Origin of the sequence: Bradyrhizobium sp. 170 (assembly GCF_023101085.1) — a bacterium.
GTDB lineage: Bacteria > Pseudomonadota > Alphaproteobacteria > Rhizobiales > Xanthobacteraceae > Bradyrhizobium.
Genome location: NZ_CP064703.1, coordinates 2,713,268 through 2,726,100 on the forward strand (window position 1 = coordinate 2,713,268; position 12,833 = coordinate 2,726,100).

15 protein-coding genes and 3 pseudogenes are annotated in these 12,833 nt (G+C 61.3%); 13 read left to right on the forward strand and 5 right to left on the reverse strand.

Translation table 11 applies throughout. The features are described from left to right. Positions 1–128: 128 nt before the first annotated feature. The 9 genes and pseudogenes from IVB05_RS12665 to IVB05_RS12705 form a co-directional block, all read left to right on the forward strand. Positions 129–254: pseudogene (locus tag IVB05_RS12665) on the forward strand (NAD(P)-dependent oxidoreductase); the annotation flags it as partial. Positions 255–813: 559 nt separating this feature from the next. Then, on the forward strand, positions 814–1,845 hold the full coding sequence (locus tag IVB05_RS12670; RefSeq protein ID WP_247784686.1) for a DUF3618 domain-containing protein: 1,032 nt from the start codon (positions 814–816) through the stop codon (positions 1,843–1,845). Beyond that, positions 1,842–2,387, forward strand: a complete 546-nt coding sequence (locus tag IVB05_RS12675; protein ID WP_247784688.1) for a hypothetical protein — start codon at positions 1,842–1,844, stop codon at positions 2,385–2,387. The genes IVB05_RS12670 and IVB05_RS12675 overlap by 4 nt, the downstream gene beginning before the upstream one ends. Next, positions 2,384–2,779 carry a phage holin family protein gene (locus tag IVB05_RS12680; RefSeq protein WP_247784690.1) on the forward strand — a complete coding sequence of 132 codons (396 nt, stop codon included), beginning with the start codon at positions 2,384–2,386 and terminating at the stop codon, positions 2,777–2,779. The genes IVB05_RS12675 and IVB05_RS12680 overlap by 4 nt, the downstream gene beginning before the upstream one ends. Further along, positions 2,776–3,513, forward strand: coding sequence for a hypothetical protein (locus tag IVB05_RS12685; RefSeq protein WP_247784691.1), 738 nt, complete (start codon positions 2,776–2,778; stop codon positions 3,511–3,513). Before IVB05_RS12680 ends, IVB05_RS12685 begins: the two co-directional genes overlap by 4 nt. Before the next feature lie 440 nt (positions 3,514–3,953). Then, positions 3,954–4,877, forward strand: coding sequence for a YihY/virulence factor BrkB family protein (locus IVB05_RS12690; RefSeq protein WP_247784692.1), 924 nt, complete (start codon positions 3,954–3,956; stop codon positions 4,875–4,877). A 12-nt stretch (positions 4,878–4,889) separates the two neighbouring features. Next, a complete protein-coding gene (locus IVB05_RS12695; RefSeq protein ID WP_247784693.1) occupies positions 4,890–5,495 on the forward strand; it encodes a cupin domain-containing protein in 606 nt (201 codons plus the stop codon). Beyond that, a pseudogene (locus IVB05_RS12700) lies at positions 5,492–5,838 on the forward strand (DUF3147 family protein). The gene IVB05_RS12695 and the pseudogene IVB05_RS12700 overlap by 4 nt, the downstream one beginning before the upstream one ends. Continuing rightward, complete coding sequence (locus IVB05_RS12705; RefSeq protein WP_247784695.1) at positions 5,835–6,323, forward strand: DUF3147 family protein; 489 nt, start codon at positions 5,835–5,837, stop codon at positions 6,321–6,323. Before IVB05_RS12700 ends, IVB05_RS12705 begins: the two are co-directional and overlap by 4 nt. Here the strand turns inward: IVB05_RS12705 and IVB05_RS12710 are convergent. Next, positions 6,314–6,852, reverse strand: a pseudogene (locus IVB05_RS12710) (DUF892 family protein). The gene IVB05_RS12705 and the pseudogene IVB05_RS12710 overlap by 10 nt on opposite strands. Positions 6,853–6,911: 59 nt before the next feature. Here IVB05_RS12710 and IVB05_RS12715 point away from each other — a divergent pair. Continuing rightward, complete coding sequence (locus tag IVB05_RS12715; protein WP_247784697.1) at positions 6,912–7,103, forward strand: hypothetical protein; 192 nt, start codon at positions 6,912–6,914, stop codon at positions 7,101–7,103. Between the two features lie 65 nt (positions 7,104–7,168). Then, positions 7,169–8,245, forward strand: coding sequence for an ROK family protein (locus IVB05_RS12720; RefSeq protein ID WP_247784698.1), 1,077 nt, complete (start codon positions 7,169–7,171; stop codon positions 8,243–8,245). A gap of 427 nt (positions 8,246–8,672) precedes the next feature. On the opposite strand, the gene IVB05_RS12725 is transcribed toward IVB05_RS12720, so the two are convergent. Continuing rightward, on the reverse strand, positions 8,673–8,834 hold the full coding sequence (locus IVB05_RS12725; RefSeq protein WP_247784699.1) for a DUF2934 domain-containing protein: 162 nt from the start codon (positions 8,832–8,834) through the stop codon (positions 8,673–8,675). A 164-nt stretch (positions 8,835–8,998) separates the two neighbouring features. On the opposite strand from IVB05_RS12725, the gene IVB05_RS12730 reads away from it, so the two are divergent. Further along, positions 8,999–9,199: a hypothetical protein gene (locus IVB05_RS12730; RefSeq protein WP_247784700.1), complete on the forward strand. Its 201-nt coding sequence runs from the start codon at positions 8,999–9,001 to the stop codon at positions 9,197–9,199. A gap of 40 nt (positions 9,200–9,239) precedes the next feature. On the opposite strand, the gene IVB05_RS12735 is transcribed toward IVB05_RS12730, so the two are convergent. Next, positions 9,240–10,379, reverse strand: coding sequence for a GTP cyclohydrolase II (locus IVB05_RS12735; protein ID WP_247784701.1), 1,140 nt, complete (start codon positions 10,377–10,379; stop codon positions 9,240–9,242). A 2-nt stretch (positions 10,380–10,381) separates the two neighbouring features. Here IVB05_RS12735 and IVB05_RS12740 point away from each other — a divergent pair, with 2 nt between their 5' ends. Beyond that, positions 10,382–11,332, forward strand: coding sequence for a RibD family protein (locus IVB05_RS12740; protein ID WP_247784703.1), 951 nt, complete (start codon positions 10,382–10,384; stop codon positions 11,330–11,332). Between the two features lie 131 nt (positions 11,333–11,463). Here IVB05_RS12740 and IVB05_RS12745 read toward each other — a convergent pair whose 3' ends face one another. Next, positions 11,464–11,865, reverse strand: a complete 402-nt coding sequence (locus IVB05_RS12745) for a 6-carboxytetrahydropterin synthase (RefSeq protein ID WP_247784704.1) — start codon at positions 11,863–11,865, stop codon at positions 11,464–11,466. Positions 11,866–11,874: 9 nt separating this feature from the next. After that, complete coding sequence (locus tag IVB05_RS12750) at positions 11,875–12,753, reverse strand: zinc-binding alcohol dehydrogenase (RefSeq protein WP_346771851.1); 879 nt, start codon at positions 12,751–12,753, stop codon at positions 11,875–11,877. Positions 12,754–12,833 lie beyond the last annotated feature (80 nt).

The following is a 12,833-nucleotide window of genomic DNA, read 5'->3' on the forward strand; positions in this document are numbered from 1 at the left end:
TAGGGCGAAGCAACTTCGAAAGAAGGGAGGGCTCTGCGCCGCGGCGATTGAGGCTCCGCCAACCCATTCATGACGCCCGAGTCTCCAAAGCAGCCTTATCCGAACCAAAGATAGCCGATGCCCGCTCAATAACGAAAATGGACCCGCGGCCTGATAACGGCGAAAAGAGGCGCGAGGGCTCGGGCACGTTGAAGGGTAGAAAGGCCGTGATTAGCCGCGGCGACAGCGGCATCGGCCACGCCGTGGCGATCGCTATGCGCGCGAATTCAACGGCTGTTAGAAGGGAGGGTATCCTGACGGGAGGCCCCGTTACCAGGCGCGCCGCCAGCCTTGGCCTCGTGGACGCGCTTGGCTCCATGCTGATCGTGTCATAGGCCGCCAGCACCGGGGGGAATATCCGACCTGGAACAGCTTCTCCAGGCAAGATCGTGCAGTGCCGTTAACACGGTGGTGATCGCCATATTCACGCTGTTGTTCACACCGGTCTATGGGTGCTGCTCGATACGATGACTCCCTGGCGACGACTTGCGCTGAGCGCATTTGTCACAGCTCTGCTGTTGGTCTTCAGGAAATCGCTGATCGGATAGTACTCGGTCGCGCCGCGCGGAGTTCGGCCAACGGCGCGGGGAGCGCGCTGACCGTCCTTATGTTCTGCCTGTATTTACTCCGCGCAGATTTTTCTGTTCGGCGCCGAACTGATGAAGGCGATCCATGACGAGCGCAGCCCGGCGGCCGCCAGACGCGCTAGGAACAATTGAACATTGCGTGAGTTCGCTTTGAAACACGAACACGAACCCACAGGGTGGCAACGACATGACACGATCCGTTGACGAGCTAAGAAGGGACTCCGAGCAAAGCCGCGCGCAACTCGCGGCGACCGTCGATCGGTTGAGGGAACAGATCACCGACACCGCAGAAGACATCCGTTACAAGGTCTCGCCCGAAGGAATCAAGGCCGAGGTGTCCGGATTCATCAGCCATAAGACCAATAGCTGGCTTTATGCGCTCAGGCAGCAAGCCATGGACAATCCTATGCAGGTGATTGCCGCCGGGACCGCAGTTGCCGTGCCCGTGCTGCGGTTGGCACGCGGGTTCCCGCTGCCGCTATTGATGATCGGCGCGGGACTGGCGCTGGGTTCGAAGACCGTTCGCGACCGCGCAGCGGAAGCGGCCGCGCCTGGAATCGAGAAGGCCAGGGAAGCGATGGATGAGACAGCGGCGCGCGCGCAGTCCTTGGGCGATGGCGTGCGGAAAGCGATTTCCCAAGCCAAGAGCCAGGCAACCGGTATGGCCAGCGAAGCTCAGGATACCGCGGCTGGACCGGCGAATGCAGCCGGTGGAATGGCTAGTGACTTGAGGGAACGCGCAGCGCAGGCCGCCGATGCCGTCACCAGCAAGGTCAGCGCTGGCATCGATGCAGCTTCGGAAAAGGCAAAAGAGACGATAGAGCGGGCTCGCTCCGCAGCGACCGCTACTCCGCCAACGGCAAGCAAGATGATCCGGGACAACGCCGCGCTGATTGGCGGTCTTGGAGTGGCGATCGGCGCGATCCTTGCCGCCTCGCTTCCCACGACCAGGGCTGAAGCGGGCACGATGGGCAAAGCAAGCGACCGGGTGAAGCGCGCCGCCAGTACGGCTACTCAATCCGGATTTGAGGCAGCCAAGGACACCGCGCTCTCGGCAGCCGACGCCGCGGCAAAAAGCGTTGCCGACGCCGACCTCGGAGGACACGCCAGCCGGATCACCGAGGGGGTGACCGACAAGCTCAAAGAAGTGGCCGACGACGTCGTCACGACGGCGTTCGATCCTTCCCGTACCCCGCACAATGAAAAGAGGCCGCCATGAGCGATTTGGACCTTTCCACCCAGAACACGAATTCTTCGCAGACCGCAGATACGTCCCAGAACCTGAAGGACCAAGCAGCGGACGCCGGTGCGAAGATGCAACAACGCGCCCGCGACGCGCTAAAAGATTCGACGGAAGTCGCACGCGACAAATTCAAGGAGGCGGCCGATGCCGCCAAGGGCGTGGCGGCAGGAGCCGCGGATGGTTTCCAGGATCAGGCTCGCGGCCAACAGCGCTCGGGCGCGGATTTCGTCGGCCGGCTGGCCGGAAATATCCGCGATGCGGCGCGCGCATTCGAGAGCGACGCGCCGTTTGCCGCCCGCAGCATCAACTCCGCGGCTGAATATGTGGACGAGGCCGCCGAGAAGATCCGCAGCGGCAGCATCCGCGACCTCGTCGATGGCGCGACGGATTTCGCGAGGCGGCAGCCTGCGGCATTTCTCGGGCTGTCCGTGCTTGCAGGTTTCGCCGCCGTCCGTTTCCTGAAGGCGTCTGGAAACCAGACTTCCTCCTCATCATCGCATCGCGGCGAGGCGTCATGAGCACGAAAACCGATCTCCGGACGATCTCGCACCTGCTTGGCGACGCCCTTTCGCAATTCGCCAAGCTGTTTCAGAACGAGATCGATCTCGCCAAGGCCGAACTCGGCGAGAAGGTTCAGCAAATTGGTGGCGCCGTCGGCTTGTTTGCGGCCGGCGCCATCCTGGTCATTCCCGCCATCGTCATGGCGCTGTTTGCGCTTTCAGCGGCCTTGATCTCGGCAGGATGGTCACAGCCGGTTTCCTATCTGATCTCCGCGATCGTCGCCGCGGTACTTGCGGCAATCTTGTTTGCGGTCGGAATGAACCGGCTTGACGCACGAAATCTGGCGCCGCGCGAAACGCTGCGCCAGCTCGAAAAGGACAAGGATACCGTCAAGGGAATGGTGCGATGAGCGGAAAGCAAGGAAATTTTATAGATGTCCTGACCGCGGCCGCCCGGGACAACCCGCTTGCTGCGGCCCTGATCGGAGGTGGCGCACTGTGGCTATTGATAGGCAATGACAAGCTGAAGAGCGCGGCCAGTTCGGTCAGCGCCGCTACCGCGCCGCTTGCCGATATGGGCGCGCGCGGTCAGCGCGCCGCGGCCTCGACATTCGAGAAGGGTTACGATTCCGTCCGGGATCGCGCTTCCCGAATGCAGGACCAGGCATCGCGCGGCTTCCACGAAGGGCTGCGTCACGCCAGAAGTGCTGCCTCCGATGCCATGTCAGGGACAGCAGACACTTTGAGCGATCGATTCGACGAAGGTGCCACCGGCGCGCGGGAGATGTGGGACCGTCTGAGCGAGGCCATGCCTAGGAAGGAGACCTTGGCAAAAGCGCAATCGTCGCTTTCCGATCTCTTTGAAAGGCAACCATTGGTCCTTGGCGCGGTCGGTCTGGCGATCGGCGCCACGGTGGCCGGGGCGCTGACCAAGTCCAGCATTGAGGACGAGTGGGTCGGCGATGCCAGCGACAGCTTGAAGGCGGATTTGAGTGCCCGCGCCGGGGCTGTATCGCAAGGCGTCGGGGAGGCCTCCGACACGATGAAGGCCGAGCTTGGAGACGCCGGCGCCGAATTTGTCGATCGCGTTAAGCAGGCAGGCAGGGATGCGATGGTTTCAGCTCAAGAAAAGGTCCGTAGCTGAGTGCTATCTGCCAGTCTGTCAGTTCGTGCAGCCCGCGTCGCTTTATACAGGCAGCGGTTCAATGCCCGCACGCCTCCGATGCGGGTGATCATCGTCAGGCCACAAACTGTCGCGACCAAGACAACTGACAAGGACCTTGAACCTGACTCGGCTGACAGTTCGATCCGTATTTTCCACGTCAGGGGCTCGAGTTCCTAAGTGACTTTTGTACAGACCACTGCTCAGGAAGGTATCTCCATCGTGTATTACCGATTGCCGGCATACGTCATGGTAGCTGGGACGGCGCATCAGTGGCCGCGGTGTACGGGTTCGAGATCAAAAACGATGTGGTGCAACGTTTCGGCGGAGCTGCTGGTTCCGCTCGGCCTAGCCCGTAGGAACATTCCATCCGGACGGCCTTTATAGCTCATTGAAATGAGACGGCCTCGATTGGATCGGACATGTGGTGGGCGGTGGTGAAAGAGGCTGCGACCAACTGGTCGAGCCACAAGGATGCCAGGCAGGGGGCTGCCCTCGCATATTACTCCGTGTTCTCGCTTGGCCCTATCATCGTAATCGCCGTTGCAGTAGCCGGCCTGCTCTTCGGCCATGATGCCGTCACTTCTCAAGTCATGTCATCGATCAGGGAGATGCTCGGAGACACCGGAGCCAAGGCCGTCGAGGCGATGCTGGCGGGAGCCAGCCGCCCCGCTGCGGGAGTTCTTGCCACCATCCTCGGCATCGGAGCACTTCTCTTCGCCGCCATCGGTGTCGTGGTGCAGCTGAAGGATGCGCTCAACGTCGTTTGGGACGTGGAGCAGTCCGAGGAGTCCGGGCTGTGGCAGTTCGCCCGTAATCACGTGCTGTCGTTCGCCGCAGTGCTGGCGCTCGGCTTTCTTCTGCTGGTCTCGCTACTGGTGAGCGCGGGCCTCGCAGCAGCCGGCAAATACGCCGCTACCTACCTGCCAGAGGGAGCGCTACACGTCATCAGCATGCTAACTTCATTTGTCGTCGTGATGGCGCTCTTCGCGATGATGTTCAAGTGGCTGCCCGACGTCTCCGTCGGCTGGTGGGACGTCTGGTTGGGCGCGTCTCTCACTGCGCTGTTCTTTGAAATTGGGAAGGCGGCCATCGGCTTCTACATCGGCAAGCAGGGGCTGGAATCGACCTACGGAGCCGCGGCCTCGATCGTCGTCGTGCTGATCTGGGTCTACTACACGTCACAGATCATCTTGATGGGCGCGGAGGTTACCCACAGTTACGCAAAGCACAACGGCTCTTTGAAGCGGCGCGATCCCGACGAAGCGCCGGAAAACCTGCGACCGCCGTCGCAGTCCCGACCTTCGCGGAACCGCGAGCAACGGTCGCCGTCGGGGACCGGCTAAAGGAGGACGATCATGCCGATTCTTGAAGATCTGAAGGAATACGCGGAGCGCGCCACAGGTCTGCGGCGACCCGGCAAGCGGAAGATTTCAGATCTCGCGCGGGCCAGAAACCCCCACGCCGTCCGCTTCAAGGACGATGGTCTCGTCCCCAATCATCCGCGATGGCCGCTGATCATCTATCGAGGCGCCTTCGAATTCGATGAGCGCCACGACCCGGCGGCAGTAATCGAGGACCTGTTCGAAGCGAACGGATGGGGCGACACCTGGCGCGACGGCATTTACGACTACGTGCACTATCACTCCAGTATCCACGAGGTGCTCGGCATCGCGCGCGGCAAGGGGCGCGTCCGCTTCGGTGGCAAAAAGGGTCGAATCTTCACGTTGAAGGCCGGCGATGTCGCTGTCCTGCCCGCTGGCACGGGTCATCAGTGCCTATCGGCTGACGACGACTTCCTCGTCGTCGGCGCCTACCCACCGGCCGGTACGTACGACGAGTGCACGACGATCGAAGACCGCCTCCGTGCCCTCATGCCGATTCCGAAGGTGCCGCCGCCGCGCAAGGATCCGGTCTACGGGACCAGCGGGCCGCTGTCGAAACTCTGGAAGAAAGCGAAATGACGGAGTACCTCCTCCGCTTCATCGTCGGGGGCGTCGTCGTATCGGCTTTCGCCGTGCTCGGTGACGTTCTGCACCCCAAGAGCTTCGCCGGCCTCTTCGGAGCCGCGCCATCGGTCGCGCTCGCCACCCTGGGTATCGCCGTGTACCGCACGGCGCCGGCTATGCAGCGTTACAAACTCATTCGATGATGGCAGGAGCGACCGCGCTTTGCGTCTACAGCGTGGTGGTCTGCCATCTCCTCGTTCGCGCGCGCTTGCGAGCGGCGCCCGCTACGCTGCTGTCGCTCCTCGTCTGGATGATCGTCGCCGTCGGCCTGCTGATCCTCGTCGGAGGGCAGACATGACGCCGATCCGCTTTTCCCCGTCATCGCTGCGGGAAGGCCGCTGGTACGAATACCTGATGCGCTTCGTGCTCGGCGGCGCCGCGACGGTCTTCACCGGTCTCGTCAGCAGCCGTTATGGGGCATCCATCGGAGGTCTCTTTCTCGCCCTTCCTGCCATCTTCTGCGCCAGCGCGACGCTCATCGAGAAGCATGAAATCCGCCGCAAGCGGGAAGCGGGTCTCGCCGGCGAGCGCCGCGGGAAAGAGGCAGCAGCGCTCGACGCCGCCGGCGCGGCGCTCGGCGCAATCGGGCTGCTGGCCTTTGCGATTGTCTTTTCGCTGATCGTGGAAAGCAGCATCCCGGCCGCCTTTGTCAGCGCGTCGCTTGCCTGGCTGATCGTCTCGGTGGCGGCTTGGTACGTGCGCCGCAAGATGCGGTCAGCGCGCAGGCGCCGAACTGCGGGAAAAACCAGCGGCTCCGCGATTTCGCGAAGCCGCTACGGTTGATCGAACAATCTGGACCAAGCCGCGGTCGAAGCCTTCGCGTTGACGCCCTTACACAGCGCCACGGTATGGAGGCTTGGTGTTTGCGGCCTTCTCTTCGTTCAGATGGATCGTGAGGAAGCGCACGATCTCGTGGTGACCGAGTTCTTCTGCGCATACGATCAGCGTCCCGTAACGGCACATTTCGCAGCGCTCGGCGGCCTGCGCGTTCGCGATGATGGCGGCGTCCAGTACGGCCTTGTCTTCGATCTCGCCGGCCGTTTCGTCGGCCTCTTTGATGATGCCCATCGATGGCATGGCGCTACGTCCCGCCGGGCTGCTTGCCGAGCTTCTCAAACCCCCTGAAGCCGCTCGACCTGCTTGTTGGCCTCTTCGAGATGACCTTTCAGTCCGGCGACGTCGTCGCCTTTTCGATCGTCTTGGCGAGCGATTTGATGATCTGTTGCTCGGCGTAGTAGATGTCCTGCAGACCATGGATCAGCAGGTCCTCCATCGATTTTATTTTCGACGTCTTCTTTCGCGATGATGGCATTGGAACGTCGCTGATCCGTGGGGGTTACCGTTCCATGACGAGCGCACCGGAGTACTGAGATGGCCGATGGACAACGCTTCGCCAATCTGCTGGGACGTGCTGCAATGGACGTGTGGGGCGACATGCCGCGTGATATCCAGGAAGCGCTGTTCGAGACGGCGATGAAGGGGCACGACGCGGAGCGCGAGGAACTGGCGCGACTACTGCACGACCGTCATCCCCGGACCCTGCACCCGGCGAAGCCGGACTGAGGAACCGGGTTTCGACACGCGAGTTTATGCAAGCTGCCAGCTGTCCCGCGGCTTGAAGGTTCAGGATGGCCGACGAAAAGATCACGACGACCGGCATTGCCGCTCACGGCGCCTCTCGCCTCGCGTCGGTGGAGATCGACACGTTCAACATCGAACTGAAGGACGACGAAGGATTCTTGGGAGACCGCGCCAGCAAGGGCGCCTTCCGGGACATCCTCGAGAAGTGGCGGAAGCCGATGCGCAAATCCGGCGAGGACCCTTTCGGGAAGGAGCCGACCGAAAACATCAGCAAGAAGTTGCTGGATACCGTCCTGGTCGGCGACGACGCCGAAGCCTCGGCGGTCGTGCACAGCGCCATCGAGGACTTCGCCCAGGAGCTCGCCCACGTCACGCGACGCTTTCTCAAGACCAAGGCCTGGCAGAAGACCGAGCGCATCGTGGTGGGTGGAGGTTTTCGCGACAGCCAGCTCGGCGAACTCGCCATCGCACGAACCGAAATCATCCTTAAGGCCGAGGACTTCAAGATCGAGATGCTGCCGATCCGCCACCACCCGGACGACGCAGGCCTTATTGGCGCGCTACACCTCGCTCCTTCCTGGATCTTCGAGGGGCATGACTCCATCCTCGCCGTCGACATCGGCGGTACGAACATCCGCTGCGGCGTCATCGAAACACGTAGCAAGAAGTCACCGGACCTGTCCAAGGCGAGCGTGTGGAAGTCCGAGCAATGGCGCCATGCCGACGACGGGCAGAGCCGTGAGGATGCGGTGAAGCGTCTCGTCAAGATGCTCGGGGACCTGGTCGCGAAGGCGGACAAGGATGGATTCAAGCTCGCGCCGTTCATCGGCATCGCCTGCCCCGGCGTGATCGGGAGCGATGGCTCGATCGAGAAGGGCGCGCAGAACCTGCCCGGCAACTGGGAGAGCAGTAAGTTCAATCTGCCGGCAAGCCTGGTCGAAGCCATCCCGCAGATCGGAGAGCACGACACGGCCATCGTCATGCACAACGACGGCGTGGTGCAGGGGCTATCCGAAGTACCCTTCATGCGGGACGTGAAACGTTGGGGCGTGCTTACGATCGGCACGGGCCTTGGAAACGCCCGCTTCACCAATCGTAATGGCAACGGCAAGGGCGAGCGCTGAACTTACTCTCCATTCGATGCAGGCCGAGCTCCTCTCACTTGCCTCACGGCCTGCACAATCTCTTTCAGGTGATAGAGTTTATGCAAGGACAGGTTGCCAGGCACAGGAGGAGGTGCAACGGGCGAGAAGCCGTGGCGTAGATCACTGGGAGTTCGGGATCACACTCACGGCAACGTTCGGCTAAGACAGAAAAACGTTGGCTGCACTCTGGACGTCGAGTATTCTCGTGGCGCACCTCGCTGGTGCCGTTCAATGACGCACTCTCTCTTCCGTTTCGATCACTTCGCTTGTGTCTGGATGCTCAACGTCATTGCATTTGCACAGCACGCCGGCCCAACACATGCAGCCAAATTCGGACCAAGCGCGGTGAGTATAGTTCTCGTAGACCCGCCCGATGTCAACGTAGGTCGAGCAGAGTCTATCCCTGTCACAAAGTGTCGGGAGTACGTAGTGGTGAAGATTTATCTTCGTTTAGCAGCTCCTGCTCAGCCAGACGCCAGAACTCCTCGTCTCGCCCCTCGGGTCGACCATTTTGCTCCCATAGCTTGTAAGCCCTGGCAGCGATCTCTTTATCGCTCGGCTTAGCCATTACCGTTCCTCCTTGGAGCACGGTCCCACCTTTGGGGTTGGGGGCTTAATGGCGAGACCGTGCTAGACCAGCATTTGCGTGAAGCTGGCCCTCGGATTCAATGCTGCGTGACGCCGCTAGTTCCTCGGCAAGGTAAACAAGACTGACGTTCGGCTGGAAATGTTATGCCAGTGGAACGCCCAAACATCCCGGACTGCATCTGCGTAGGAAAACATCGCGCCATCGCCATACAGCTCGAGTTGGTAGAAAAGCGCGATCACGGCAAACGCAGCGGACCAGGTCAGGCCTACCCCGATAATGAGATTGAGATACCGGAATGCGAGATCATCAAGGCGCAAAACGCGGCCTGGCATGTCATCGCGTAAGGTAGGATATCGCTTTTAAGCGAATAGAAGAATCGCAAGCTTAGGACTTTTCGCAAACCGAAGCCTTCAGATTAATGATTTTGTGACCGGAGCGTGCCGCCTTCGTCGTTAAGTACCGCCTGTTGTGGGGGGTGACCGGCGCTTGAAGCGCGACGCGGGCAGTGATCTCGATTCCGGCTTTTGTGAGCCCGTCGAGCTTGGCTGGATTGTTGGTGAGCAGGACGATCCGCGTGCAATTCAGGGTTCGCAGCATCAGCGCAGCAACGCCGTAGTCGCGCTCATCGTCTTCGAATCCGAGCGTCGTGTTGGCATCACGCGTATCGAGCCCGCTGTCCTGCAGCCGATAGGCTCTCATCTTGTTCGCAAGGCCGATACCACGACCTTCCTGCGCCATATATAGAATGACGCCGCTGCCAAGGCTTTCTAGGCGGGCGAGGGCGAGCCGAAGCTGGTCACCACAGTCGCATCGCTGCGAGCCGAACACATCTCCGGTCAGGCATGCCGAATGAAGCCGAACCGGGACAGGTTGAGTAAAATCTGGCTTTCCGACAATGATGGCGACCTGATCCGCGCCGAGAGGGTCCCGAAACACGACAAAGCGCGCCGCTGTGCCTGACGCCAATGGAATCGTTGCTTCGCTCACGAGCGCAAATGCATTCGTCGCGTCCGCGGCAAACCGATTGACCGCGTCCGCTTCGACTGTAACGATCAAGTCCATCAAGGCGTCGTTGCGGTTCGGCATCACGTTCGCTGCGAGCACCGCCGGCAGGCTGCGGCTCAACTTGGCGAGCCGGATTGCCGCCGTGGCAGCACGACTTGCAGTCTCCGCCGTTCCTGCAAAGTGCCCCTCGTTTTCAGCACTGGCAGCGAGGTCGAAGATGGTGCTCACGCCGACCACCGGGGAAAGCGGTAAGGCCATTGCGGTCGATGCCTTGATGCCGATCGAGCGGGCTCGCTGTTGCGTGACGACGAGTTTCGGCGCGTTCGGCCTGCATAGGACCGCAAAATCACCCAGGCGTTGTTCGTCAAGCCCGTCGACCGGCAAAGCGAGCAAGGATTCGCCGGATGCGCTAATACGAATCGGTCTTCGCGCCTGCAGCTCGCTCAAGGCGCGGCTGACACTGATGCATTCCGCGTTGCCAAGCAGGGCTGAATTTGCAGACGAATGCGCGGCGCTCATTCGTGGGTGACCTTCCTTTACCGGGCGCGTTCGTAGAACACCGAGAATTCAGAATCATTCCGCTAGAAATCAGATGGATTTCTGCAGCCGAGTGGTCAATAGTAGCATTGATCGTTCACAGGTTCCGGATTTTGATCTCTGCCGTGTTGCTTGGCAAATTACGCACCCGTGAATTCGCGTCTTCCGATGCATGGGAGAGCTTTGTCCAGCGTTTTCGTCGAGGACAGCAACCCCTTCCTCAAGCCTGGGCGGATCTGTTTGGCCCGTTGCGCAACGGGGGAGTGGACGATCTCGTGATTGTGGGGCAAATCGGCCAATCGCTCGATGGACGCATTGCGACGGCTACCGGCCATTCAAAGTATATCAATTGCCCGGCTGGCATTGAACACCTCCATCGGCTGCGTGCGCTCGTCGACATTGTCGTCATTGGCGTTGGGACTGCCGTCGCTGACGATCCGCAATTGACGGTCAGACAAGTCGCCGGCCCTCAGCCGGCGCGTGCCGTGATCGATCCAAGAGGTCGCCTCGGGGCCAATGCGAGATTGTTCGCCGACGATGGTGTTCGCCGCCTGCTAATCACCGCAGAGGGCACACGTTGCACGCTGCCTCCCGGGGTTGAAGTTGTGACCCTGCCGGCCCAAGATGGAAATATAGCTCCATCCGCCATCGTTGCCTCGCTGACGCGGAGAGGGATGCGCCGCGTGTTGATCGAGGGCGGCGCTGACACCCTTTCGCGCTTTATCGCGGCCCGATGTCTCGATCGTCTGCATATAACCGTCTCGCCCGTCATGTTGGGCGCCGGAGGCCCTGGCATCGAGTTGCCGCCGCTCGAGCGGGCCGATCAGGCCCACCGTATGCCTGTGCGCGTGCACATGATCGAGGATGACGTACTGTTTGATTGCGACCTGTCGGCTCAGCGCGTGGTACTCGGTGTGGCAAAGAAGTCGACCTGACCTGCGCGCACCGCTGAAACGCCTTTGCGGAATGCGGCTTTTCTTCTGACCAGCCAGTTGTCGATTTCGGGCCGGGATAGCGGTTCGATTTCACACACGGAGGCTGCCACCGCACGGCGAAGACGACGTGTTCACCACAAGGGCGCCTCATATTGCGCGCGGGCGACGTGTGACTCTGAGAGCGTGATGCGCAGGGCGTTGAGCTCCCGGCCGGGACGGCCGAGTTCGCCAGCTCGGGCCGGCTTCGCCAGTCCGTCGAAAATATACTTGGACAGAAATTCCGTAGTGGTGTTGCTGCCCTTGAACTCGGGCACGTCGTCGAGATTGCGGTAGTTGAGTGGCACCAGTACCGCCTTAAGCGCATTGTGGGCGCGGCCGATGTCGATCACAATTCCATTGATGTCGAGGGTGTCCGCGATGAAGGCCGCATCGACCACGAAAGTCGCCCCGTGCAACGTCTGCGCGGGTCCGAAAACCGCGCCCCGGAAAGAATGAGCGATCATGATGTGGTCGCGAACTTCGATGGTGAACAAGGAAGCTCCTTACGAATAAATGACGGGTTGGCAGAGTATGCCGGTCTTGGCGTCGAGAATTCCCGGCAGTTGATCCGGCAAATCTCCAAACGCAATCGCTGGTGCCAGCAATGCGTCGAGCCGTTGATCGTTGAGCAGTGCGACGGCGGACGCGAGACGGCGGACGCGCGTCCAGCGCGGACGGTGCGATGGGGCAACGCGCCCGACCTGGCTTGATATCAGCCGAAGCCGGCGGCTATGGAAGGAGCCGCCTAGCATTGCGGTCACTGCGGCGTCACCATACCAACTCATCTCGAGCACAGTAGCCTCGTCTCCGCCTAGTTCGAGCGCCGTTCGTAGTCCATCGGGCGAACCGCTGGCGTGAACGATGAGGTCGCAGTCACCTCTTCCTTTCCCGGGTTCAGCGAAACTAACCCCGAGTGTTTCTGCCAATTTCGCCCGGCCTGGATTGATATCCACAAGCGTGACATCCGTACCAGGAATCCGCCCGCACAAATACGCGACGAGAGAACCGACGACGCCAGCCCCTACGACAGCGATGCGGTCGGCTGGTGCCGGTGTAGCATCCCACACGCCGTTGAGCGCGGTTTCCATGTTGGCTGCCAGCACCGCGCGTCGTGGTGGCACGTCCTCCGGAAGCGCGACCGCTGCGCTCGCGGGGATGTTGAAAGCGGTCTGGTGCGGGAAGAGCGCGAAGACGTTCTTGCCCTGCAAGGCGCCTCCGCCGCTCTCGACCCGTCCGACGGCGGCGTAGCCGTACTTGACGGGAAAGGGAAAACTACCCGCCATGAATGGCGCGCGCATCCTTTCGAATTCGCTGACGGGTACGCGCCCACCAAACACCAGTGATTCGGTGCCCCGACTGATTGCGCTATAGATGGTTTTCACGCGTACTTCGCCTGCGCGGGGCGGAGCCATCTCTTCCCGCCGAATCTCGACCTGTCCGGGTCCGCGATACCATAGGGCCG

Coding starts and splice junctions, on each gene's coding strand:
- IVB05_RS12670 (WP_247784686.1), top strand. CDS start 814: ATGACACGATCCGTTGACGAGCTAAGAAGGGACTCCGAGCAAAGCCGC.
- IVB05_RS12675 (WP_247784688.1), top strand. CDS start 1,842: ATGAGCGATTTGGACCTTTCCACCCAGAACACGAATTCTTCGCAGACC.
- IVB05_RS12680 (WP_247784690.1), top strand. CDS start 2,384: ATGAGCACGAAAACCGATCTCCGGACGATCTCGCACCTGCTTGGCGAC.
- IVB05_RS12685 (WP_247784691.1), top strand. CDS start 2,776: ATGAGCGGAAAGCAAGGAAATTTTATAGATGTCCTGACCGCGGCCGCC.
- IVB05_RS12690 (WP_247784692.1), top strand. CDS start 3,954: ATGTGGTGGGCGGTGGTGAAAGAGGCTGCGACCAACTGGTCGAGCCAC.
- IVB05_RS12695 (WP_247784693.1), top strand. CDS start 4,890: ATGCCGATTCTTGAAGATCTGAAGGAATACGCGGAGCGCGCCACAGGT.
- IVB05_RS12705 (WP_247784695.1), top strand. CDS start 5,835: ATGACGCCGATCCGCTTTTCCCCGTCATCGCTGCGGGAAGGCCGCTGG.
- IVB05_RS12715 (WP_247784697.1), top strand. CDS start 6,912: ATGGCCGATGGACAACGCTTCGCCAATCTGCTGGGACGTGCTGCAATG.
- IVB05_RS12720 (WP_247784698.1), top strand. CDS start 7,169: ATGGCCGACGAAAAGATCACGACGACCGGCATTGCCGCTCACGGCGCC.
- IVB05_RS12725 (WP_247784699.1), bottom strand. CDS start 8,834: ATGGCTAAGCCGAGCGATAAAGAGATCGCTGCCAGGGCTTACAAGCTA.
- IVB05_RS12730 (WP_247784700.1), top strand. CDS start 8,999: ATGCCAGTGGAACGCCCAAACATCCCGGACTGCATCTGCGTAGGAAAA.
- IVB05_RS12735 (WP_247784701.1), bottom strand. CDS start 10,379: ATGAGCGCCGCGCATTCGTCTGCAAATTCAGCCCTGCTTGGCAACGCG.